The organism is Achromobacter sp. 10T422, assembly GCF_056394065.1.
Window position 1 is genome coordinate 255535 of sequence record NZ_JBFTHD010000009.1, and the last position, 23130, is coordinate 278664.

A 23130-nucleotide genomic window follows, 5' to 3' on the forward strand; every position below is an offset into this window, starting at 1 on the left:
CGAAACGCTTAGCCCAGGTACTCCACGTTGCCGCAAACCGAGATGCTTTGTCCGCTGATGACCGCGCCTTCGTCGGAGCACAGAAAGGCCACTTGATTCGCCACGTCTTCGGGGCGAGTCATGCGGCGCAGCGAAACCTTCTCCACCAGCTGTTCACGCATCGCATCGTTGCTGACGCCGCCGGCTTCTGCGCGCGCCGCGATGACGCGCTCAACACGGTCGCCCGACACCACGCCCGGCAGAACCGAGTTGACGCGAATGTTGGACGGGCCCAGTTCCATGGCCCACGTCTGCGTCAGCCCCGCCAAGCCGAACTTGCTGGCGCTGTAAGGGCTGCGCAGCGAAAAGCCCAGCCGGCCCGCCACCGAAGAAATATTGATGATGGCGCCGCCGCCCGCTGCCCGCAGCAAGGGCACGGCGCTGCGCGCGCACAGGAACGTGCCGGTCAGGTTGACGTCCAGCGTGTGCTGCCAGGCGTCCAGTGTGGTGTCTTCCAGCCGGCTGGTGGGGCCGGACACGCCCGCGTTGTTGATCAGCGCATCCAGCTTGCCCCACCTGGCGGCCAAGCCGCTGAACAACTCCGCCACCTGCGCTTCGCTGGACACATCGGTCACGCTGACGCTCAAACGCGGGTTCGCCGTGCGCGCGGCATCGCAGGCGGCGGTGTCGACATCGCACACATGCACTTGCGCGCCAGAGGCCAGGAATTTCTTCGCGATTGCCAAGCCGATGCCTTGCGCGCCCGCAGTGATCAGGACGCGCTTGCCATTCAAAGATTCAATCATGTTGTCTCGTCAAGAAAGTAGCGATCACAGCGCGAACTCGGGGCGGATACCGCTTTTCAACGGCAGGCCCATGATTTCGCGCGCTTCGGCGGGCGTAGCCGGCTCCATGTCCATTTCGCGGATGATGCGCACGATGCGCTCGGTCAGCTGGACATTGGTGGCCAGTTCCCCGTGCCGGTAATACAGGTTGTCTTCCAGGCCCACGCGGGCATGGCCGCCCAACAGCAAGGCGCTGATGTTGGCCTCGAGTTGCGACGGCCCGATGCCGCTGACGCAGAAAATGCTGTGCTTCGGCAGCAGGTCCACCATCATCTGCAAATGCCGGGGCGAGAACGGCATCGCGTTCTGAAAATTGCGATGCACATTCATGACCAGGTTGATGAAGTGCGGCCCTTCATCCAGCCCTTCTTCGATCAGCGTGGTGGCGTCTTGCAGGATATGCGTGGGGCTGAAGACTTCCCACTCGGGCTTGACGCCGCGCGCCTTCATGCCGGCGGCAAGCTCGCGCGCTTTGGTCAGCGGCGTGTTCATCAGGTATTCGCGGTCGCCAAACGCCAGGTTCAGCGTTGTCGCGTCCAGCGTGCACATTTCGGCGCCGGCATCCATTCCTTTCAACCGCTCTTCCCACAGAATTTCCCACGTGCCGGGCGAGGTTTCTTTCACCATGTCGCCATGCACGCCGCCACCGGTGGAGTTATTCAGGATGATGTCGCAGCGCTCGCGGATGCGCTGGTTCATGTCGCGGTAGATCGCCGCGTTGCAGGTCGCCTGGTCGTCGGGCCGGCGCGCATGCAGCGCCACCACGCTGGCGCCCGCGTTGTAGCAACGGTAAACGTCGTCTGCGATTTCAGCCGGTTGCGTGGGCAGATGCGGGTTCTGGGTTTTGAATGCCATGCCCCCGGTCGGGGCGATGGTCACAATGACTTTGCGTTTTGCCATGTTGGTCTCCCATTCACTTCCAGAGCGCGCAGCGGGTTTCGGCTTGCTTGGTAAAGGCCTCGTTGCCGTCAATCGTCTGCAGCACCTTGAAGTAGTCCCACGGTTCTTTCGATTCGTCCGGCGTCTTCACCTGCAACAGGTACATGTCATGCACGACACGGCCATCCGGACGCACGACGCCATCCTTGATGTACATGTCATTCAGCTTGTTTTCGCGCAGATACGCCAGCACGCGGTCGGCATCATCGGTGCCCGTGGCCTTGACCGCGCGCAGGTATTGCAACGCCGCGGAATAATCGGCCGCCTGCAGCGACGACGGCATGGCCTTGCGGCGCTCGTAGAACTTCTGGCTCCAGGCGCGCGTGGGTTCCGATGCGTTCCAGTACCAGCTGTCGGTCAGATACATGCCCTGCGTGGCGGGCAGGCCCATGGCGTGGATGTCGTTGATGAACATGATCATGCCCGCCAGCCGCATCGTCTTGGTCACGCCGAATTCGTTGGCGGCCTTGATGGCGTTCGTGGCGTCGGCGCCGGCATTGGCCAAGGCAAGAATGTCCGCCTTGCTGCTTTGCGCCTGCAACAGGAACGATGAAAAATCGTTCGCCGACAAGGGATGCTTGACGGACCCCACCACCTTGCCGCCGCCCGCTTCAACCACCTTCGTCGTATCCGCTTGCAACGCGTGGCCGAATGCGTAATCGGCCGTCAGGAAGTACCAGCTTTTACCGCCCGCCTTGACCACCGCCGCGCCCGTGCCGCGCGCCAACGCGACCGTGTCGTACGCGTAGTTCAAGGTGTAGGGCGTGCATTGTTCGTTGGTCAACGCCGGGGCGCCCGCGCCCACCACGATGATGGGCTTCTTCTTGTCGGCCGCCACCTTCGACATGGCCAGCGCGGTGCTGGAGTTGGTGCCGCCAATCAGCATGTCCAGGCCGCGCTGGTCGAACCATTCGCGCGCCTTGGCCGACGCGATGTCGGCCTTGTTCTGGTGGTCTGCCGTCAAGAGTTCGATCTTCTTGCCGTTGATCTCGCCACCCATTTCCTCGATGGCCATCTTGATGGCTTCCGCCCCGCCCGGGCCATCGGGGCCCGAGTACACGCCAGACAGGTCCGTGATGAAACCGATTCGAATAACATCGTCCGAAATCTGCGCGTGGGCGGCCGTGGCGTTCAATAGCGTAGCGGCGACGCCGAAGGCGAGCGCGGTGCCGGACTTGATGCGTGGCATTGACAACATACCTGTCTCCTCTTATGTTTTTTGGCTCTTGTGCGTCTTGAATGGGTCTTGACGCTTTGGGCCTCAACTATTCTGGGACTGGCCCCTGGCACGAACAGTCACCATGGTGACAAAGCGCCCTAGGGTTTACCTGAGCGCCGTCACCCCTGCTGAACGGAGAAAACATGCGCGGACCGCCTGACAGCGTAGGCAGCCAGACTCCCGGCGCAAAGCGCAAGCCTGCCCTATGCCCGGTAGACAAAATGTTGAGCGTCGTCCCCTGGTACAACGGCTTGCCGGCGCTTGAGCGCAGCCTGGTCCGCTCCGAACTGCGCACGGTGTCGCTCGCCACGGGCGAATACCTGTTTCGCGCGGGTTCGAAATCGCTGGGCTGGTATGGCGTGGTTGAAGGCCTGGTGAAATGGACGTCGCCGGGCGCGGATGGCAAGTCCCTGTCGCTGGCCGGCTTCAGCATCGGCAGCTGGTTTGGCGAAGCCACCATGCTGCGCCGCGAGCGCTTTGAATACGAGGTGATTGCGCTGCGCCCGAGCCGCATCGTCATCCTGCCGCGCGACACCTGCGAACGGCTGTGGAACCACAACATCGAATTCACGAAGGCATTGACGATGCATCTGGCGCAGCGGGTCAACTGGCTGATGGCCAGCTACACCGGCAACGTGCTGCTGGATGTGGACACCACCGTGGCCCGCGCCGTGGCGGCGCAATTCGATGCCGAACGCCATGCGGATACGCAGGGGCGATTGAAGATATCCCAGGAAGAGATCGCCAGCTTGTGCGGCGTGTCCCGCCAACGCTGCAACGCCGCGCTGACGCGGCTGGCGCGCGCGGGAGTGCTACAGACGCACTACGGCGGAATGACGATTCTGGATAAGGATGCGCTGTACAGGCGCGCGTTGATCAATGGATGAAGGGTTTTGGACAGTGAGCCGCAATATCACCCAGGGGCGCCGGACTTGGCTGCCCCTTGCCTGGTTGTTCCTTGTACTGGCCTGTCTCTTGCTGCCGGCGGCGGGCTGGATGTTTCTGAAGTCGCCCTATGAACCCAAGGGCGCCACGTCGGCAGCGTCGGCGTTTATCCGTGACATCTACGCAGATGACTGGCAACGCGCTTATGACCTGACCTTCAAGAATGGCAACACCGGCCGCACAATCGATGAATTTCGCGCCGTTGCGGCTCGCCAATTCTGCGGACGCGTGTCCGTGCTGAAGTATTGGAGTCCGCTGCAAACCCACGGCAACCGGCTGCGCCGATGGTTAAAAGGCGTGCCGCTGGATCAAGACCAGGTCTGGGTGGAATTTCATGACCCGGCATCGGGATGCATGATGTCGTTCGAAATCCGGCGCACGCAGGACGATCAGTGGAAAGTCTTCAACTTCCAAAGCCATGCGGGGTGATTGGCGGCAAAGAAATATAGAGGGGGCTGGAGCGGGTGAAGGGAATCGAACCCTCGTATGAAGCTTGGGAAGCTGCCGTTCTACCATTGAACTACACCCGCTCGGGTGTCGTGCCACGACGCAGGGCCGGGGCAGAGCCGAGGATTATAGCGCGGGATTTTTGGAATCTTCGGATGATTTTTGCTTCCTCTTTTACTTCCCCTTCCAGTGGTCCCCATCCCCGGAATTAAATACGTCCCCAATTTAGTCCATCCGGCCGACTCCGCCCCGGCGCGGCTGCCACTACAATTCGGGGCTATGAATACGCCTAACTCCGCGAAACACCCCGCGAACTCCTCCGCGGACACACCCGCGACGCCTTCCGTGAACACCTCTGACACCACCGCCGGCTCTTCGGCAGCGGCGCCTGCCGCCGCCCCCGTTTCCCCCGAGACGCAGGCCGCGCTGGCCAGCACCGCCCATGCGCCGAACAGCCCGGGCGCGACGCATATCCGCAGCTTCGTGCATCGCCGCGGCCACATCACCCAGGGCCAGTTGGCCGCGCTGGAACGTCTGATGGGCGAATGGTCCATTCCGTACGCCCCCCGCCGTCTGGACCCCGCCGCCGCGTTTGGCCGGCAGGCGCCCACGGTGCTGGAGATTGGTTTCGGCATGGGCGAGACCACCGAGAAGATCGCGCTGGCCCGTCCGGACGACAACTTCCTGGGTGTGGAAGTGTTCAACGCCGGTGTCGGCTCGCTGCTGCGCCGCATTGAAGATTCCAAGATTCAGAACCTGCGCATCATCCAGCACGATGCGGTCGAAGTCGTGCGCGACATGATCGCGCCGGACTCGCTGGCGGGCGTGCACGTGTACTTTCCGGACCCGTGGCCCAAGAAGCGCCATCACAAGCGCCGTCTGTTGCAGCCCGCGTTCGTGTCGCTCTTGGCCAGCCGCATTGCGCCGGGTGGCTACATCCATTGCGCCACCGACTGGGAAGACTACGCGGTGCAGATGCTGGAAGTGCTTAGCGGCGAACCGCTGCTGGCCAATACGGCGGACGGCTACGCGCMCCGCCCCGATTACCGCCCCCTGACCAAATTCGAGACACGCGGCCTGCGCCTGGGCCACGGCGTCTGGGACCTGATCTTCAAGCGAGTCGCCTGATGCTCTATCCGCCGATCGAACCCTACCGCCACGGCACGCTGGATACCGGCGACGGTCACCAGATCTATTGGGAAATGTCGGGCAATCCGAATGGCAAGCCCGCCGTGTTCCTGCATGGCGGCCCGGGCAGCGGTTGTTCGCCGGTGCATCGCCAGCTGTTTGATCCGCAGCGCTACAACGTGCTGTTGTTCGATCAGCGCGGTTGCGGGCGGTCGACGCCGCACGCCAGCTTGGACAACAACACGACCTGGCATCTGGTGTCGGACATTGAACGCCTGCGCACCGAGATCATGGGTGCGGACAAGTGGCTGGTGTTCGGTGGTTCGTGGGGGTCGACGTTGGCGCTGGCCTATGCCGAAACGCACCCTTCGCACGTCAGCGAGATGGTTGTGCGGGGCATCTTCGGGCTGCGCCGCGCCGAGATCCAATGGTTCTATCAGGAAGGCGCGTCGTGGCTGTTCCCTGACCGCTGGGAAGAATATCTGGCGCCCATTCCGGAAGCGGAACGCGGCGACCTGGTGGCGGCGTATCACAAGCGCCTGACGGGCAATGACGCGGCCGAGCAATTGCGCGCCGCCAAGGCCTGGAGCAAGTGGGAAGACAGCACCATCACGCTGCTGCCCAGCCCGCGCCATCAGCAAAGCCATGCGGCAGATCGCGCTGCGCTGGCGTTTGCGCGCATCGAGAACCACTACTTTGTGAACGCCGGCTTCATGGAAGAAGGCCAGCTGATCCGCGACGCGCACAAGCTGCGCGGCATTCCCGGCACCATCGTCCAAGGCCGCTACGACGTCTGCACACCCGCGCGCACCGCGTGGGACCTGCACCGCGCCTGGCCCGAAGCCGAGTTCCATCTGGTGCCTGACGCGGGCCATGCCTTTGATGAACCCGGCACCTTGGCGCGCCTGATTGCCGCCACCGACGCCTACGCAAAACAGTGAGGAGACCTGATATGCACATTACGTTGAACGGCGACGCGCGCGAATTTCCGTTGGACACCACTGTCATCGAACTGCTGCAAACGCTCGGTTATGCGGGCAAGCGCGTGGCCGTGGAACGCAACGGCGAGATCGTGCCGAAGAGCCAGCACGAGCAGACCACGCTGACCGATGGCGACCAGATCGAGATCGTCGTGGCGGTGGGCGGAGGCTGATTGCCCTGACGGTTGCGCGGCTCTTCTTGGAGCCGCACTTCGCACGGTTTTATTGCGCCGCAAATACGCGCCGCAAACACGAAGGGCCGCTGATTCAGCGGCCCTTTGCTTATGCATTTTCAGCAGGGTTCATGACGCACGGCACCATGTGCACGATGAGGATTGCGGCGCGCGCGTGACGCCACCTGCAAAGTGACGAGCAATGTTGCGTAGTCTGGCAAGCGACTAGCAACCTGTTACACGTTAACCCCTCGTCTCGCGGCGTTTACGCGAGTAATAATCGTTGCTGCTGGCGTCGTACGTTGTCGTGTTGTTGTTCTAGCGTTGCACATCGCCCCACGGGGCAAGGAGGCATCATGAACACCGCGGTCATCATCAATCTTCTCATCCAGCTTGTCGCAGGCGCCGCCGCTGGCAACGGATTGGGAAAAATGCTCCAGCAGTTCAACCTTGGCCCGTTGGGCAACACCATCGCAGGCGCGATTGGTGGCTTGGCGGGCGGTTCATGGCTGGCGCCCATGATCACGGCCGGCGCGGGGGCAGCGGCAACGGCGGGCAATGCAGGATTGGATCTTTCAGCGATTGCGGGGGACGTGGTGGGCGGCGGCATTGGTGGCGCCGTGCTGACCTTGATCGCCGGAATCGTACGCAAGATGTTCGTGGGCCGCGCGCCCTGAAGACAATCGTTTTCTCACCGCTACATCGATAAAGGAAACACTATGGGTCTGCTCAATTTCATCAAGGACGTAGGGGAAAAACTCTTCGGCGCCAGCGAGGCCAAGGCCGCGACCGCAGACGAGTTGAAGAAAGAGCTGGATAAGCACGGCCTGAACGCGGATGGCCTGCAAATTACGGTGGACGGCGACAAGGTCACGGTGGCCGGCGAGGCGCTAAGCACCGAAGCCGCCGAGAAGATTTCCCTGGCGCTGGGCAACACCGTCGGCGTTGCGGCGGTGGATAACCAGTTGAAGGTGAAGCAGGCCACGCCCGAAGCCAAGATGTACACGGTGCAAAAGGGCGACAACCTGTGGAAGATCGCCGAAGCGCAATACGGCAAGGGCCAGGGCGCGAAGAACACGCTGATCTTTGAAGCCAACAAGCCGATGTTGACCAGCCCCGACAAGATCTACCCGGGCCAGGTGCTGCGCATTCCGCCGCTGTCGTAAGCGGCAACTGAACCCAAACAACCCGGAGAACACCCATGCGTTTTCCGGATTGTGTCGCGGCGCGGCGCCCCCTGCCTGCCGCGATTGCTTGGCCAGACGCAATGTCTGGCCATTTTTTTGGCAGGAAGCACAAGCGCTGCGGGGCCTCTTTTCCCGCCGGGCCGCCCCAAGGGAAAAGCGCCCCCTTGGGGGGCAGGAAGCGTACGCAGTGCGCGCGCCGTGGGGGCTCTATTCCCCGCCGGGCCGCCCCAAGGGAAAAGCGCCCCCTTGGGGGGCAGGAAGCGCACGCAGTGCGCGCGCCGTGGGGGCTCTATTTCCCGCCGGGCCGCCCCAAGGGAAAAGCGCCCCCTTGGGGGGCAGGAAGCGCACGCAGTGCGCGCGCCGTGGGGGCCTTATTTCATGCCGAAGCGGCCCAAGCCTTTCATGCCGCCCATGGCGCGCATCATCTTTGCCATGCCGCCCTTCTTCATCTGCTTCATCATGCCTTGCATCTGCTCGAACTGAGCCAGCAGGCGGTTGACCTCTTGCACCGGCACGCCGGAACCCGTTGCGATGCGGCGCTTGCGCGAGGCCTTGATGAGTTCGGGCTTGGCGCGTTCGGCGGCCGTCATGGAGTTCAGGATGCCTTCCGTGCGGCGCAACTGCTTTTCCGCCTGGCCGCCTTGCAGCTGGCCCGCGGCCTGCTGGAACTGAGCCGGCAGCTTTTCAAGCAGCGAACCCATGTCGCCCAGTTTCTTCACCTGGCCGAGCTGGTCGCGGAAATCGTTCAGGTCGAACTTGTTGCCCGACTTGATCTTCGCCGCCAGCTTCTGCGCTTCGGCGATGTCGATATTCTTTTGCGCCTGTTCAACAAGCGAAACGATATCGCCCATGCCCAGCACGCGTTGGGCCATGCGGTCAGGGTAGAAGGGCTCAAGGCCGTCCAGCTTTTCCGACACGCCGACAAACTTCAGCGGCTTGCCGGTGACGTGGCGCACGGACAGGGCCGCGCCGCCGCGGGCGTCGCCGTCCAGCTTGGTCAGCACAACGCCCGTCAGCGGCAGCGCGTCTGCGAAGGCGCGCGCGGTGTTGACCGCATCCTGGCCCTGCATGGCGTCCACGACGAACAGCGTTTCCACCGGCTTGACCAGATCATGCAGCGCGCGAATTTCGCGCATCATGGCCTCGTCGATGCCCAAGCGGCCGGCCGTATCCAGGATCAGCACGTCGTAGTGGTGACGGCGAGCATGGTCCACCGCGCCGCGCGCAATATCTTCGGGCTTCTGGCTGGGGTCTGACGGCAGGAAGTCGACGCCGACCTGTGCGGCCACGCTCTTCAACTGGTCAATAGCGGCCGGACGATACACGTCGGCGGACACCACCAGCACTTTCTTCTTGCCGGTCTTGCGGCCGTGCTGGGTGTGCTGGCCTTCGGACAGCCAGCGGGCGAGCTTACCGGTGGTGGTGGTTTTACCGGCGCCTTGCAGGCCGGCCATCAGGATGACCGCGGGCGGTTGCACCGCCAGCGACAATTCGTTGGAATCGGCGCCCAGGTCGCCGCCCATCAGGGCAGTCAGTTCCTTGTGGACGACGCCGACCAGGGCTTGGCCCGGGCTGAGGCTGGCGGCCACTTCTTCGCCCAGCGCCTTTTCCTTTACGCGGGCGACGAATTCACGCACGACGGGCAGGGCCACGTCGGCTTCCAGCAGAGCCATGCGCACTTCGCGCAGCATCTCCTGGGTGTTGGCCTCGGTCAGGCGGGCTTCACCGCGCAGCGTCTTGACGACGCGCGAAAGGCGTTGAGTTAGGTTATCGAGCATGAGAGGCGTTTCCGCTTAAACTAGTTGATTGAACGGTGGCCGCAGGCGCGGATTCTGCGCTTTCGGGTGACATGCACCCCAAGGCCCCATCCAGACAACGGTTTCTATGTCACTAGGCATTGTATTTCACACAGCGGCTGCCTTGGCGTACGCAGTGCTCGGGGGGTCACTTTGGGCCCGCCTGGCCGGCGCCGGGGAAGTGGAGCAGACGGGCAAAATCGCCCGTCTGTGCCTGCTGGGGGCCCTGGTTCTCCATGGAATCGGGCTGCAACAATCGATGCTGGGCGCCCAGCATCTGTTCATTGGGTGGGCACTGGCCCTGTCTGCGGCCATCTGGCTGGGCATGGTGGTGTTCTGGCTGGAGAGCCTGCTGGTACGCATTGACGGCCTGCAATTGCTGCTGTTGCCTGCCGCCGCCATCGCCAGCGCCCTGGCCGCCGTGTTTCCGCAGGGGCAATTCGTGCCCCACGCCAATGACGCCTGGCTGCGCGTGCACCTGCTGATCGCGCTTGCCGCCTATGGCCTTATCACCATCGCCGCCCTGCACGCCATGATGATGGCGCTGCTTGACCGCCACCTGCACCGGCCACTCGACGCCCCGGCCCAACGCAGCATCATCGGCCGCGTGCTGGACTCTCAGCCGCCGCTGCTGGTGCAAGAGCAACTGCTGTTCCGTATTATCTGGATCGGTTTCATCGTGCTGACATTGGCGGTGGGCTCGGGGTCGATCGCGTCGATGAAGCTGACGGGCAAGATCCTGCCGTTTGACCACAAAACCGTTTTCACCCTGCTGTCGTGGCTGACGTTCGGCGTGCTGCTGGTGGGCCGCCACATCCGGGGATGGCGTGGCCGGGTGGCGCTGCGCTGGACGCTGACGGGTTTTGGTTTTCTGATTCTGGCCTATACCGGCAGCCGGTTCGTGCTGGAAATGATTCTGCATCGAGGCTGACGTGGGCAAGTTGTTGTTCTGGGTGGTTCTGATCATCGCGGTGCTGTTCGTTGCCCGCATCGCCGCCCGCATGGCGGCGGCACGGCAGGCGGGCGAGCAACCCAAGACCCGCCGCAGCGCGCCTGCGCCGGCGGCGCCAGAGTCGATGGTGCGGTGTGCGCATTGCGGCATCCATCTGCCACGCTCCGAAGCCGTGCTGCAGAACGGGCTGACCTGGTGCAGCACCGAGCACGCGGCCTTGGGCAAAAAGTAAGTCCCCACTCCAGATTTGGGAGGCAGCGGGGACCACGGCATAATGCCTGTTGGATTCACCACGCAAGTTCTCTCCCATGGCTCTGCTTCTGGATCGACATGGCTGGCTGGCGCCCGCCCCCGGTGTTACCCGTTTGCCCTCGCCCAACCGCGACGCGCGTCCTGCTGGCGCGCAAGTGTCGCTCTTGGTGCTGCACAACATCAGCCTGCCCCCCGGGCAGTTTGGCGGCCCCGAAGTGGCCGGGCTGTTCCTGAACACGCTGGACTATTCCTCGCACCCCTGGCTGGAACGGCTGCGCGGCTTGCGCGTGTCGGCGCACTTCTTCATCCGCCGCGATGGGCGCATCATTCAGTTCGTATCCACCGACCAGCGCGCCTGGCATGCTGGCGTGTCGCGCTTTGGCGGCCGCGAACGCTGCAATGACTTTTCCATCGGCATCGAACTCGAAGGCACGGATACCCTTGCCTATGCCGACGAACAATACGCGGCGCTGCGCAAGCTGACGCCGGTGCTGCGCGCACGCTATCCCCTGGCTGCGGCCTGGGGGCACGAACACATTGCCCCGGGCCGCAAAACGGACCCCGGGCCTGCTTTCAACTGGACGCGTTTTTCGCGCGACAGTGGCTTTGCGCGGCGGCAATTGCCGCCCGCCTGACACGACTCAAGGACTGGATATGTTGAAGATCTGGGGACGCCTGACTTCCGTCAACGTGCAGAAAGTGATGCTGGCCGTGCGCGAATTGGCCCTGCCGCACACCTTTACGCCCGCCGGCGGGCCGTTCGGCGTGGTGGACACGCCGGAATACGCCAAGCTCAATCCCAACCGCACCGTGCCCGTCATCGACGATGGCGGCTTTGTGCTGTGGGAATCCAACGCCATCGTGCGTTATCTGGCCGCGCGCTACGGCGCGGGTACGCTGTGGCCGGAAGACGCGTGCATGCGCGCCGACGCCGACCGCTGGATGGATTGGCAGGCAACCGAATGGCAAGGCGCCATGGGCCCCGCGTTCCTGGGCCTGATCCGCACGCCGGAAGACAAGCGCGATCACGCCGCAATTGAACATTCGGTGAAGCGTTCGAACGCCCGCGCCCTGATCCTGGACCAGGCGCTGCAAGGCCGCGAGTTCATTGCAGGCCGCCATCTGACGATGGGTGATATTGCGCTGGTCTGTTCCGCCCACCGCTGGCTGGCCCTGCCGATGGAACGCCCCGACACGCCGGCGCTGTCCGCCTGGTATCGCCGCGTGATGATGCGCCCCGCGCCGCAGGGCGTGCTGACCTTGCCGCTGGAATAACTCAGCCGCGGTCGACCTTCCAGCCCATCTCCGCCGAAATGCCCGCCGCCGCGCCCTGCACGACGGCGACCATTTCGCGCATCCGTTCCAGCGACATATAGGGCACGGTGCTGGACACGCTGATCGCCGCCACGATGCCGCTGGACGCGTCGCGCACGGGCGCCGCCACGCAGCGGATCGACGGCTCGTTGTCTTCCAGATCAAACGCATAGCCTTGCGCCGCGTATTCGCGCATACGGTCGCGGAACGCTTCCCAGGTCTGCTGCCCGCCCGGCGCGCGCGACGACACTGGCGCGCCGATGCGATGCAGCGCCTTCCATTGCGGCTCTTCGGTATCCAGCAATAGCGCCTTGCCCACGCCGGTCGCGGCCAGCGGCATGCGGTGGCCCACGCGCGAACGCATCTCCAGGCCCTTCTTGCCGGGGATCTTCTCCAGATACAGCACTTCGTCGTTGTCGCGCACCGCCAGGTGAATGGTGTCGCCCGTCAGTTCAGCCAGGCTGTCCAGATACGGGCGCGCCAAGGTCGCCATCGGAAACGCTTCACGCGCCTGAAAACCCAGCTCAATCAGCTTCGGCCCCAGCACATAGCCCACGCCCGGCAAGGCGCGCAGATAGCGCTCTTGCACCAGGCAGCTGGCCAACCGGTGGGTGGTGCTGCGCGCCACGCCAATGCGCGCGCAGATTTCCTTCAAGTCGCGCGCCCCGTCGGCCACGGCTTGCACCACGGCCAGCCCGCGCATCAACGTTTGCGTGCCAGCGGGCGCGGCGGCATCGGGGTCCAGCGACGGGGGGCTAGCGGAAGTGAGGATGGCGGTCATGAAACAAGGCTACACAGCAAAAACGAAGGACAAGAACGACGGCAAGCATAGCCGGGCGCCGTGATGCGGGGCGCCAGAGGGCAGCTCCCGAGTGGGATAAGCCCGGCTTTTATTCCCTATATGTGGGATTAAATTCTATATTTTGAGATTTTTCAAGCGCTGATCTAGAATTTTTCGCAACGCACGCCCGACGCATTTCTTGCGCCCGGCGCGCCTCAGACAACAAGGCCTGCCATGCCCGCCCACCCACGCCTGCGCTCAGGCGCTCAGGGAAACGGGCATCGCAGCCAGAGACGAGACAGATCAGATGACTACCGGATCGCCTGCCCGCGCGGCGCTTATCGCGCTGGATTGGGGCACCTCATCGTTGCGCGCGTACCGGCTGGACGCCACCGGCCGCACGCTGGACACCCGCCACTTGCCCTGGGGCATCATGCGCCTGCCACAGCCCTTGCAAGACGGCGCCGCCAGCACGGCATTGTCTGGCTTTGACTTGGCCTTCGAACAAGCTTGCGGCGACTGGCTGCGCGCCGAACCCGCCTTGCCCGTGATCGCCTGTGGCATGGTCGGCAGCGCGCAGGGCTGGAAGGAAGCGGCCTACCTGGACGTGCCGGTCGACCTGGAACGCATCGGCACCTTGCTGACCGTGGTCGAACGCACGGGCGCCGGCCCCAACGCCACCCCGCTGCACATCGTGCCCGGCCTGATCCAGCGCCACGGCCTGCCCAACGTGATGCGCGGGGAAGAGACCCAAGTGTTCGGCGTCATGTTCGACCAGCCCGGCGCATCCGACACCCACCCCGCCGACAGCGTGCTGATCGGCCTGCCCGGCACGCATTCCAAGTGGGTCAACGCGCGCCGAGGCCGCGTCACGCACTTCGACACCTTCATGACCGGCGAGGTCTACGCCGCCTTGCGCGGCCACACCATCCTGGGCCGCACGATGAGCGACGCGCCCGCCGCCGACATGGCGGCTTTTGAGCGCGGCGTGAAAGTGGCCGGCGCCCCGGCCGGCCGCGCCGGTGTGCTGTCCACCATCTTCAGCACGCGCGCGCTTGGGCTGACGGGCGAACTGGCCAGCGCATCCCAAGCGGATTATTTGTCGGGCCTGTTGATTGGCCACGAAATCGCGGCGCTTGCCGAGATGCTGCGCCAACAGGGCGAACTGCCCCGCATCGTGCTTTGCGGCGAACCCGCGCTGTGCCAGCGCTACATCCTGGCAATGCAGCACTACGGCCTGGGCACGCCTGAGCAAGCGCAGAACGCCACCGAGCGCGGCCTGTGGCACCTGGCCCTCTGCGCCGGGCTGATCACGGCCGATGCCGCCGCGCCGGCATCGGCCCTCGCATCGGCTGCGACATCGGCTGCGACATCGGCTGCGACATCGGCTGCGACATCGTCTCCCGCTTCGGCCTCGGCTGCGACATCGTCTCCCGCTTCGGCCTCGGCTGCGACATCGTCTCCCGCTTCGGCCTCGGCTTCGGCATCACCTTCCGCTTCGGCTTCACCCTCTTCTTCGGCCCCGCCTAGGAACCCCACATGAACCATCCCGGTCTGCAAACCGCCATGGCCCACTGCGGCCTGATCGCCATCCTGCGCGGCATCCAACCCACGGAAGCCGAAGCCATCGGCCACGAGCTCTACGAAGCAGGCTTTCGCCTGATTGAAGTGCCGCTGAATTCGCCCGACCCCTTGGACAGCATCCGCGCCATGCGCGCCGCGCTGCCCACCGACTGCCTGATCGGCGCCGGCACCGTGCTGAACCCCGACGACTGCGCCCGCATCCAGGACGCGGGCGGTGAACTGATTGTGATGCCGCACAGCGACCCCGCCGTGATCCGCGCCGCCAAAGCGCTGGGCATGGCGTCCTGCCCCGGCGTCGCCACGCCCACCGAAGCCTTCGCCGCGCTGGCTGCCGGCGCCGACGTGCTGAAGATGTTCCCCGCCGAACAACTGGGCCCCGTCGTGCTGAAAGCCTGGCGCGCGGTGATGCGCCCGCCAATTGCGCTGGTGCCCGTGGGCGGCATCACGCCCGACAACATTTCCGTTTACGCCCAGGCGGGCGCCAGCGGCTTCGGCCTGGGCTCCGCTTTGTACAAACCCGGCCTGTCGGCCAAAGACGTCGGCCAGAACGCGCGCGCATTCGTCGCGGCCTGGCAACGCGCCTATTCCGTCCAGGAGACTCAAGCATGAAGATCACCAAGCTCACTACCTACATCGTGCCGCCCCGGTGGTGCTTCCTGAAAATCGAAACGGACGAAGGCATCGTCGGCTGGGGTGAACCCGTCGTTGAAGGCCGCGCGCACTCGGTCGCCGCCGCCGTTGAAGAACTGTCTGACTACCTGATCGGCAAAGACCCGCGCAACATCGAAGACCACTGGACGGTGCTGTACCGCGGCGGTTTCTATCGCGGCGGCGCCATCCACATGAGCGCGCTGGCCGGCATCGACCAGGCGCTGTGGGACATCAAAGGCAAGCATCTGGGCGTGCCGGTGTCGCAGCTGTTGGGCGGCAATGTGCGCGACCGCATCCGCGTGTATTCATGGATTGGCGGCGACCGCCCGGCCGACACCGCAGCCGCCGCCAAGAGCGCCGTCGACCGCGGCTTCACCGCCGTGAAGATGAACGGCACCGAAGAACTTCAGTACATCGATTCCTTCGACAAGGTCGAGAAGTGCCTGGAGAACGTGGCTGCGGTTCGCGACGCCGTCGGCCCGAACGTGGGCATCGGCGTGGACTTCCACGGCCGCGTTCACAAGCCCATGGCCAAGGTGCTGATGAAAGAGCTGGACCCGTTCAAGCTGATGTTCATCGAAGAGCCCGTGCTAAGCGAACACTACGAAGCGTTGAAGGAACTGGCGCCGCTGACGTCGACCCCCATCGCGCTGGGCGAACGCCTGTTCTCGCGCTGGGACTTCAAGCGCGTGCTGTCCGAAGGCTATGTCGACATCATCCAGCCCGACCCGTCACACGCGGGCGGCATCACCGAAACCCGCAAGATCGCAGCGATGGCCGAAGCGTATGACGTGGCGCTGGCGCTGCATTGCCCGCTGGGCCCGATTGCGCTGGCCACCTGCTTGCAGATCGACGCCGGCTGCTACAACGCCTTCATCCAGGAACAAAGCCTGGGCATCCACTACAACGCGGCCAACGACCTGCTGGACTACGTCAGCAACCGCGAAGTCTTCAAGTACGAAGACGGCATGGTCGCCATTCCCCAAGGCCCGGGCCTGGGCATCGAGGTCAACGAGGAATACGTCAAGGAACGCGCCGCCGTGGGCCACCGCTGGCGCAACCCGATCTGGCGTCACGCCGACGGCAGCTTCGCCGAGTGGTAAGCCGATAAAAGAGAGAGGAGACCCCCTTGTCCACCGCCACCCACGCGGGCCTGCAAGCCGCCCAGCGGCCCACGCGCAGCCGCTACATCATCATGGTGATGCTGTTCATCACCGTCGTCATCAACTACCTGGACCGCAGCAACCTGTCCATCGCCGCGCCCGCACTGAAGGACGAGTTCGGCCTGGACACCTGGCATGAAGGTTTGATCCTGTCGGCCTTCGGCTGGACCTACGCCGCGATGCAAATCCCCGGCGGCTGGCTGGTCGACCGCGTGTCGCCCCGCGTGCTGTACGCCGCCGCGCTGATCCTGTGGTCGGCGGCGACGTTCTTCATGGGCTTTGCCAGCAGCTTCATCATTCTGTTCGTGCTGCGCCTAGCCGTCGGCGCGCTGGAAGCGCCCGCCTACCCGATCAACAACCGCGTCGTCACGACCTGGTTCCCGGAAAAGGAACGCGCCACCGCCATCGGCTTCTACACGTCGGGCCAGTTCGTCGGCCTGGCGTTCCTGACGCCGGTGCTGGCCTGGCTGCAACACCACTACGGCTGGCACATGGTGTTTGTCAGCACGGGCCTGCTGGGCATCGTGTGGGGCGTGCTGTGGTACCTGATCTACCGTGAACCGCGCCAGTTCAAAGGCGCGAACGCGGCCGAGATCGAACTGATCCAGCAAGGCGGCGGCGTGGTCGATCTGGACCGCAGCGTCAAAGCTAAAAAAACGCCCTTCAACTGGAATGACCTGGGGCTGGTGATGTCCAAGCGCAAGCTCTGGGGCGTGTACCTGGGCCAGTTCTGCCTGACGTCCACGCTGTGGTTCTTCCTGACCTGGTTCCCGACCTACCTGGTGAAGTACCGCGGCATGGACTTCATCAAGTCCGGCTTTCTGGCGTCGGTGCCGTTCCTGGCCGCGTTTGTCGGCGTGCTGTGCTCAGGCGTGCTGTCTGACTTCCTGATCCGCCGCGGCGCCACCGTCGGCCTGGCGCGCAAGCTGCCCATCATTCTGGGCCTCTTGATCTCGACATCAATGATCGGCGCCAACTTCACCGACTCCACGCCGTGGGTCATCTTCTTCCTGGCCGTCGCGTTCTTCGGCAATGGCCTGGCGTCGATCACGTGGTCGCTGGTGTCAACGCTTGCGCCCGTGCGCCTCTTGGGCCTGACGGGCGGCGTGTTCAACTTCGTCGGCAACCTGTCATCGATCTGCACCCCGATCGTGATCGGCCTGCTGGTGTCGAAAGACAGCTTCGCCCCCGCCATCGTGTACGTATCGTCCCTGGCCTTGCTGGGCGCGCTGTCGTACATCCTGCTGGTAGGCAAGGTGGAGCGGATCGAGGCTTGATGCCGGGGCGGGAGAGACACCCGCCACAAAAAAAGGCCGCGCTACCCAGCGCGGCCTTCTTCTTCCACTACCCCAATCAGCAACCCTGCACGGCCAGCTTCCGGCGGCGCACATTGCTTGCCCGCTGCACCAGCACCAGCGCCAAGCCTGCGACGGCGATCACGGCGCCAGCGATGGGGACGGCGGCGTAGCCCATGCCCGCCGAGATCACCGCGCCACCCGCTGCGGCGCCTACCGCGTTGCCCAGGTTGAATGCGCCCACGTTCACCGACGACGCCAGCCCCGGCGCATCGGTGGCGGCGCGCATCACGCCCATCTGCAAGGGCGGCACCACCGCGAAGGTCGCCACGCCGAAGATCAGCAGCGAGATTGCCGCGCCGACTTGCGTGGAAGCGATCCACGGGAACGCCAGCAGGTCGATGATGACGATCACCAGGAACGTGATCAGCGTGCCGTCCAGCGAGCGGTCGGCCATGCGGCCACCCATGCCGTTACCCAGCGTGAAACCCAGGCCGATCAGCACCAGCATGCCGGTAATGAAGGCGGGGGATGCGCCGGTAATGTCCGCCAACGTGGGCGCAATGTAGGTGTACAGCGTGAACATGGCGCCCGCGCCCAGCACCGTCGTCAGCAACGCCAACAGCACGACGGGGCTCTTCAGCACCGCCAGTTCGTGGCGCACGTTGGGACGGCGGCCGGCTTCACCAGCAGGCAACGCGAACCACAGCGACAGCATCGCAATCAAGCCCAGCACGGCGGTAGCGGCAAACGACATGCGCCAGCCGATCACCTGCCCCAGCCACGTGGCCGCAGGCACGCCGCCCACGTTGGCGATGGTCAGGCCCATGAACATGGTGGCCACCGCACTGGCCTGTTTGTGGCGCGGCACCACGCTGGCCGCCACCAGCGAACCCAGGCCAAAGAACGCGCCGTGGTTCAAGCTTGTGACCAGACGCGCCAGCAGCAGCGTCGTGTAGTTGGGCGACAGCGCGGACAGCACGTTGCCGATGGTGAAAATTGCCATCAGCAGAATCAAGGCCTTGCGCCGCGACCAGCGCGAAAACGCCAGCGTCATCAGCGGCGCGCCCACCATCACGCCGATCGCGTACGCGCTGATCAGCATGCCGGCGCTGGGAATGGACACGCCCACCCCCTCGGCAATGACGGGCAACAGGCCCATGGGAGAAAACTCGGTCACGCCGATGCCAAACGCACCGACGGCGAGCGCCAACAACGGCAGGCCGGCTTTCACCGGTTGAGTATCTTGCGGGTTCATGCAGGTTCCTTGGGTTCGACGGCGCCGGCAGGATGTTCCTGGGGCGTTGCCGGCCAGAATGGCGGGCGCATCGGGGAGACAGGCCTGCAGTATGACGGCAGCACCTTTGCGGAAAAAGCCGTCTGACAGCCAAACACTTTTGACTTGGAGTCACGAATCGGCGGGATGGCGCATCCGTCCCCCGCACCATCCCCGCCGGCACATTCGCGACGACAGCCGATATGGCGTCCCCTATCGCAGGCCCCTACGACAGCCCCAGCAACCGCTCGGTCTCGCGCGCCAACCCCACCAGCCGCGGCCCCAGATCTGCCGCCCGCGCACGATACGGGCCGTCGCCCGACGGCACGCCGCAGTTGAAAACGTACAACAGCGACTGATACGGCCGGCACAACGGCGCCGCGAAACCGTACGCATCCGGACGCCATTGCACGTTATTGCCGCAGTACCCCTTCTGCTCCAGATCGCGGCTGGCCGGCTCCAGGCTGGGGAAGTGCTCCGCGTAGTGGCGCGGATCGGCCACGCGCAGCTGGTTCAAGACGGCCGCCCGCTCGGCCTCTGGCGCCCGGCATAGCCAGGCCTTGCCGGCTGCGCTGGACAACAGCGGCAACGCCGCGCCGATGTCCGGGCGGGTCTGCAAGGCGTCGTTGGACCGGGCGGTTTCCACATAGACCATTTGCAGCCGGTCGCGCACCACCAGCGACACCGCGCCGCACGCGTGATCCGCCAGCTGTTTCATCAGCGGCCGCGCCAGCTGTCGAATCTGCATGCTGGCAAGCAAGGGGTAGCTCAGCGCCAGCACCGAGGCGCCCAGCCGGTAACGCGCCGGCGGCCCCGAACGCAGCAGAAAGCCCAATTCGACAAGCGTATGCGTCAAGCGCGCCACGGCGCTTTTCGACAAGCCCGTCTGCTGCGCAAAATCTTTATTGGCTAGCTCTGGCCGGTCTGCCCGGAAGCAGGCCAGGATATCGATGCCATGCGCGAGCGTGGTGGCGAAATCGCGCTCGCCGGACGGAGCGCGGGGTGGCGGAGATTCAATCGGCATCCTGGCGCTCCAGCATTTTCTCCACGCGGTCCACCAAGGTCAGCAACCGCGGCGCGATGCGCCGGCGCAAGTCACCCGCTCGCAACCGCCGCACCGGCACGCCGCAATTGAACACAAACACCTGCCCGTCCACACGCCGGCGCATCGGCACTGCCACGGCATGCACATCGGCGTGCCACTCGCCTTCGGCCACGCAGAATCCATGCGCGGCATAGTCGCGCCGCGCCGCTTCCCAACCCGCCGCATGACGCTGCCAGGCCTCGGGTTCTTGCCGGCGCAACGACGCAATCAACGCCTCGGCTTCGCCTGCATCGGCCTGCGCCAGCCACGCCCGGCCCATGGCGCTGGCCAGCAGCGGCAACATGGCGCCGATATCGGGCCGAAACGCCACCGCGTCGTGGCCCCGGCACGTTTCCACGTACACCATGTGCGCGCCGTGATGCATGCCCAGCGACGCCGACCCGCCCGCCGCATTCGCCAGCCGCGTCATCAACGGGCGCGCCAGTTGCCGCAGCTTGATGCTGGCCAGCAAGGGGTAACTCAACGACAGCAGCGCCGTGCCCAGCCGGTACCGGCGCAGACTGGCGTCGTAACGCAGCAGGCCGCGCTGAACCAGCGTGTCGGTCAGCCGCGAGATCGTGGCTTTGGACAGGCCCGTGCGGTCAGCAAGTTCGCGATTGCTGAGCGCGGGCTCGCCGTGCCGAAAAGTTTGCAGCACCGACAGGCCGTGCGCCAGCGTCGTGGCGAAAGCGGGATCAGGATGGCGGCTGCCTTGGGGCGTGGTCATGGCGACGATCATAGAGCAACGCCACCCGTCCACAGCATCAACTCGTTCAAGATATCGAAACACTTGTCTCGCATTCGGCGCCGCTTTGCTAGCCTGGATTCTCAGTCGGCCCGGTACGGATTTGCCTTCCCAGGCGGCTACGACATCTAGAAAAAATGGAGACACCTCATGATCCGGGACCCCGACGGCTTCCCCGCCTTTCTCGATTCGCTGCGCCGCTTCGTCCGCGAACAGCTGGTACCGCGCGAAGCCGAAGTGGCCCGTCTGGATGCGGTGCCGGATGACCTGGTGCGCGCCATGGCCGAGCAAGGCATGTTCGGCTATTCCATCCCCGAGGCCTACGGTGGCGCGGGCATGACCACGGAAGAATTGATCCGGGCGGCTATCGAACTATCGCAATGCTCGGTAGCGTTCCGCGCCCGGGTGGGCACCAACACCGGCATCGGTTCCGAAGCGCTGGTCGCTGACGGCACCGAGCGGCAAAAGGAACACTATCTGCCCCGGCTGGCCTCGGGCGAACTCACCGGCTGCTTTGCCTTGACCGAACCGCAAGCGGGTTCGGATGCCACCGCCTTGCGCACGACGGCGGTGCGCGACGGCGACAGCTATGTCTTGAATGGCGAAAAGTGCTTCATCACCAACGCCCCGCTTGCGGGTCTGTTCACCGTCATGGCCCGCACGGACCCCGACGCGCCCGGCGCCAAGGGCATCTCGGCCTTCATTGTTGAACGGGGCACGCCGGGCCTGTCCACGGGCAAGCCCTACGACAAGATGGGCCAGGCCGGCTCACCCGTGTCGTCCGTGCATTTTGACAACTGCCGCGTGCCCGCCGCCAACCTCATCGGCGGCCAGGAAGGCATGGGCTTCAAGACGGCCATGAAAGTGCTGAACAAGCAGCGCATCCACCTGGCGGCGTTGTGCATCGGCCCCGCCATTCGCATGCTGGACGACACCATGCGCTTCGTCGCCGAGCGTGAACAGTTCGGCAAACCGTTGATGGACTTCCAACTGATCCAGGCGATGCTGGCCGACTGCCAGACAGAAATTCAAGCCGCGTTGGCGCTGGTCTTGCAAACGGCGCGCGAACGCGATGCCGGCCAGGACGTGACGTTAAACGCGTCGATCTGCAAATACTTCGCCTCGGAAATGTGCGGCCGCGTGGCAGACCGCTGCGTGCAGATGCATGGCGGCTATGGCTACATCGCCGAGCAAGGCATTGAACGCTTCTACCGCGACGTGCGCCTGTTCCGCCTGTACGAAGGCACCAGCCAGATTCATCAATTGACCATCGCCCGCCACACGCTGGCCCAAGCTGGCTACACGCCCAGCCGTTAGGCCTGGACGACACCCCGGGGACCGCAGCCACAAGAAGCCGGCGGCCCTGCAAACCAAAGGAGACTGACATGCTGCACAAGCACTTGCCGAAGTGGATCGGCGCCATGGCTGCCGCGTTCGCCTGCGCGGCGCTGCCGCCCCAGGCCGCGGCCGCCTACCCCGACAAGCCGATCCGGCTGATCATTCCGTTTGCCCCTGGCGGGTCTACCGACATCCTGGGCCGCTTGCTGGCCGAGGCCTTGCACCCCATCCTGGGGCAGCCCGTCATCGTGGAAAACAAGCCGGGCGCAGGCGGCAACATTGGCGGCGACTTCGTTGCGCGCGCCGCGCCCGACGGCTACACGCTGCTGCTGGCGGCAGCCGGGCCAACGGTCATCAACCCCAGCCTGTACGCCAACATGCCGTTCAACCCCGCCAAGGACTTGACCGCCATCACCTGCATCGAACGCGAACACAACCTGATGGTCGTGACGAAATCGATGCCCGTGAAAACGCTACAGGAATTTCTGGTCTACGCACGCAATCACCCGGGCAAGCTGTCGTTCGGTTCGCCCGGCAATGGCTCGCCCGCGCAATTGGCCGGCGAACTGCTCAAGCAAAAGGCCGGCCTGCAAGCCGAGCACGTGCCGTACAAAGGCACCGGCCCCGCCATCACCGACCTGGTCGCCGGCCATATTGATTTCATGATCGACAACATGCCGGCGCTGCTGCCGCAAGTCAAAGCAGGCAGCCTGCGCGCGCTGGCGGTGCCCAGCGATGCGCGCGCAACGGCCTCGCCCGACATCCCCACGTTCAGCGAAGCGGGTATGCCCGGCTTCGAGGTCATGGCCTGGAAAGGGCTGATGTCGCCCGCCAACACGCCGCCTGCGGTGGTTGACCGTCTGCATGCCGCCGTGGTCAAGGCGCTGCAAGACCCGCAGCTGCGCGCACGTTTCCAGGAACTGGGCGCCGAACCCTTGGGCAGCACGCCTGCGGAGTTCGCCAAGCAGATCGCGGATGAAACCGTGTGGTGGGGCAAGCTGGTGCAGTCCACCGGCACCCGCATTCAGTAATGCCTACACCGTCAGCCGAGGCTCAC

At 64.7% G+C, this 23130-nt stretch carries 24 protein-coding genes, 1 tRNA gene and 1 pseudogene; 17 read left to right on the forward strand and 9 right to left on the reverse strand.

All coding sequences use genetic code 11. The features are described 5' to 3' along the window. Positions 1-8: 8 nt before the first annotated feature. The 3 genes from AC1DB0_RS24810 to AC1DB0_RS24820 are packed head-to-tail and all read right to left on the reverse strand — an operon-like array spanning position 9 to position 2952. Positions 9-785: an SDR family oxidoreductase gene (locus AC1DB0_RS24810; RefSeq protein ID WP_054427554.1), complete on the reverse strand. Its 777-nt coding sequence runs from the start codon at positions 783-785 to the stop codon at positions 9-11. A 24-nt stretch (positions 786-809) separates the two neighbouring features. Continuing rightward, positions 810-1724, reverse strand: coding sequence for a beta-keto acid cleavage family enzyme (locus tag AC1DB0_RS24815; RefSeq protein WP_476758161.1), 915 nt, complete (start codon positions 1722-1724; stop codon positions 810-812). 13 nt (positions 1725-1737) lie between these two features. After that, positions 1738-2952, reverse strand: coding sequence for an ABC transporter substrate-binding protein (locus tag AC1DB0_RS24820; protein WP_342066826.1), 1215 nt, complete (start codon positions 2950-2952; stop codon positions 1738-1740). A gap of 251 nt (positions 2953-3203) precedes the next feature. Between AC1DB0_RS24820 and AC1DB0_RS24825 the strand changes: the two genes are divergently transcribed. Beyond that, on the forward strand, positions 3204-3869 hold the full coding sequence (locus AC1DB0_RS24825; protein ID WP_476758162.1) for a Crp/Fnr family transcriptional regulator: 666 nt from the start codon (positions 3204-3206) through the stop codon (positions 3867-3869). 109 nt (positions 3870-3978) lie between these two features. Next, the gene (locus AC1DB0_RS24830; RefSeq protein WP_476758163.1) at positions 3979-4356 is read left to right on the forward strand and encodes a hypothetical protein; all 378 of its coding nucleotides are present in this window, start codon (positions 3979-3981) and stop codon (positions 4354-4356) included. A gap of 27 nt (positions 4357-4383) precedes the next feature. On the opposite strand, the gene AC1DB0_RS24835 is transcribed toward AC1DB0_RS24830, so the two are convergent. Then, positions 4384-4457, reverse strand: a tRNA-Gly gene (locus AC1DB0_RS24835). Between the two features lie 196 nt (positions 4458-4653). Here AC1DB0_RS24835 and trmB point away from each other — a divergent pair. The 5 genes from trmB (at position 4654) to lysM (ending at position 7821) form a co-directional block, all read left to right on the forward strand. After that, positions 4654-5502: a tRNA (guanosine(46)-N7)-methyltransferase TrmB gene (gene trmB / locus AC1DB0_RS24840; protein WP_476758762.1), complete on the forward strand. Its 849-nt coding sequence runs from the start codon at positions 4654-4656 to the stop codon at positions 5500-5502. Continuing rightward, complete coding sequence (gene pip, locus AC1DB0_RS24845) at positions 5502-6443, forward strand: prolyl aminopeptidase (RefSeq protein WP_054427547.1); 942 nt, start codon at positions 5502-5504, stop codon at positions 6441-6443. Before trmB ends, pip begins: the two co-directional genes overlap by 1 nt. Positions 6444-6454: 11 nt before the next feature. Further along, a complete protein-coding gene (thiS, locus tag AC1DB0_RS24850; RefSeq protein ID WP_006222389.1) occupies positions 6455-6655 on the forward strand; it encodes a sulfur carrier protein ThiS in 201 nt (66 codons plus the stop codon). A gap of 356 nt (positions 6656-7011) precedes the next feature. Then, complete coding sequence (locus AC1DB0_RS24855; RefSeq protein ID WP_054427546.1) at positions 7012-7332, forward strand: hypothetical protein; 321 nt, start codon at positions 7012-7014, stop codon at positions 7330-7332. 42 nt (positions 7333-7374) lie between these two features. After that, positions 7375-7821: a peptidoglycan-binding protein LysM gene (lysM, locus tag AC1DB0_RS24860; RefSeq protein ID WP_054427545.1), complete on the forward strand. Its 447-nt coding sequence runs from the start codon at positions 7375-7377 to the stop codon at positions 7819-7821. A 392-nt stretch (positions 7822-8213) separates the two neighbouring features. Here the strand turns inward: lysM and ffh are convergent, their stop codons facing one another. Beyond that, positions 8214-9620, reverse strand: coding sequence for a signal recognition particle protein (gene ffh, locus AC1DB0_RS24865; protein ID WP_054427544.1), 1407 nt, complete (start codon positions 9618-9620; stop codon positions 8214-8216). A gap of 106 nt (positions 9621-9726) precedes the next feature. On the opposite strand from ffh, the gene AC1DB0_RS24870 reads away from it, so the two are divergent. The 4 genes from AC1DB0_RS24870 (at position 9727) to AC1DB0_RS24885 (ending at position 12117) form a co-directional block, all read left to right on the forward strand. Beyond that, positions 9727-10569, forward strand: coding sequence for a cytochrome C assembly family protein (locus tag AC1DB0_RS24870; RefSeq protein ID WP_054427543.1), 843 nt, complete (start codon positions 9727-9729; stop codon positions 10567-10569). Between the two features lies 1 nt (position 10570). Then, positions 10571-10822, forward strand: a complete 252-nt coding sequence (locus tag AC1DB0_RS24875) for a PP0621 family protein (RefSeq protein ID WP_427945081.1) — start codon at positions 10571-10573, stop codon at positions 10820-10822. A gap of 76 nt (positions 10823-10898) precedes the next feature. Beyond that, on the forward strand, positions 10899-11477 hold the full coding sequence (ampD, locus tag AC1DB0_RS24880; protein WP_175171003.1) for a 1,6-anhydro-N-acetylmuramyl-L-alanine amidase AmpD: 579 nt from the start codon (positions 10899-10901) through the stop codon (positions 11475-11477). A gap of 19 nt (positions 11478-11496) precedes the next feature. Continuing rightward, entirely contained in the window at positions 11497-12117 is a 621-nt protein-coding gene (locus tag AC1DB0_RS24885; protein ID WP_054427540.1) for a glutathione S-transferase family protein, read from the forward strand. A gap of 1 nt (position 12118) precedes the next feature. Here AC1DB0_RS24885 and AC1DB0_RS24890 read toward each other — a convergent pair whose 3' ends face one another. Beyond that, on the reverse strand, positions 12119-12937 hold the full coding sequence (locus AC1DB0_RS24890; protein ID WP_054427539.1) for an IclR family transcriptional regulator: 819 nt from the start codon (positions 12935-12937) through the stop codon (positions 12119-12121). A 307-nt stretch (positions 12938-13244) separates the two neighbouring features. Here AC1DB0_RS24890 and AC1DB0_RS24895 point away from each other — a divergent pair. The 4 genes and pseudogenes from AC1DB0_RS24895 to AC1DB0_RS24910 all read left to right on the forward strand — a co-directional run. Continuing rightward, a pseudogene (locus tag AC1DB0_RS24895) lies at positions 13245-14273 on the forward strand (2-dehydro-3-deoxygalactonokinase); the annotation flags it as partial. A 203-nt stretch (positions 14274-14476) separates the two neighbouring features. Beyond that, positions 14477-15130 carry a 2-dehydro-3-deoxy-6-phosphogalactonate aldolase gene (locus AC1DB0_RS24900; RefSeq protein ID WP_054427538.1) on the forward strand — a complete coding sequence of 218 codons (654 nt, stop codon included), beginning with the start codon at positions 14477-14479 and terminating at the stop codon, positions 15128-15130. Further along, complete coding sequence (dgoD, locus tag AC1DB0_RS24905) at positions 15127-16275, forward strand: galactonate dehydratase (protein WP_054427537.1); 1149 nt, start codon at positions 15127-15129, stop codon at positions 16273-16275. Before AC1DB0_RS24900 ends, dgoD begins: the two co-directional genes overlap by 4 nt. Before the next feature lie 26 nt (positions 16276-16301). Then, positions 16302-17612 carry an MFS transporter gene (locus tag AC1DB0_RS24910; protein WP_175171005.1) on the forward strand — a complete coding sequence of 437 codons (1311 nt, stop codon included), beginning with the start codon at positions 16302-16304 and terminating at the stop codon, positions 17610-17612. Between the two features lie 76 nt (positions 17613-17688). On the opposite strand, the gene AC1DB0_RS24915 is transcribed toward AC1DB0_RS24910, so the two are convergent. The 3 genes from AC1DB0_RS24915 to AC1DB0_RS24925 all read right to left on the reverse strand — a co-directional run bounded on the left by AC1DB0_RS24915 (position 17689) and on the right by AC1DB0_RS24925 (position 20717). Continuing rightward, positions 17689-18888, reverse strand: coding sequence for an MFS transporter (locus AC1DB0_RS24915; RefSeq protein WP_054427535.1), 1200 nt, complete (start codon positions 18886-18888; stop codon positions 17689-17691). Positions 18889-19132: 244 nt separating this feature from the next. Further along, on the reverse strand, positions 19133-19930 hold the full coding sequence (locus tag AC1DB0_RS24920; protein WP_054427534.1) for an IclR family transcriptional regulator: 798 nt from the start codon (positions 19928-19930) through the stop codon (positions 19133-19135). Further along, complete coding sequence (locus AC1DB0_RS24925) at positions 19920-20717, reverse strand: IclR family transcriptional regulator (protein ID WP_441371669.1); 798 nt, start codon at positions 20715-20717, stop codon at positions 19920-19922. The genes AC1DB0_RS24920 and AC1DB0_RS24925 overlap by 11 nt, the downstream gene beginning before the upstream one ends. Positions 20718-20885: 168 nt before the next feature. Between AC1DB0_RS24925 and AC1DB0_RS24930 the strand changes: the two genes are divergently transcribed. Then, positions 20886-22052 (forward strand): acyl-CoA dehydrogenase family protein, encoded by a 1167-nt coding sequence (locus AC1DB0_RS24930; RefSeq protein ID WP_342066783.1) that lies wholly within the window; start codon positions 20886-20888, stop codon positions 22050-22052. A gap of 68 nt (positions 22053-22120) precedes the next feature. Next, positions 22121-23104 (forward strand): Bug family tripartite tricarboxylate transporter substrate binding protein, encoded by a 984-nt coding sequence (locus tag AC1DB0_RS24935; RefSeq protein ID WP_054427532.1) that lies wholly within the window; start codon positions 22121-22123, stop codon positions 23102-23104. The last annotated feature ends 26 nt before the right edge of the window (positions 23105-23130 follow it).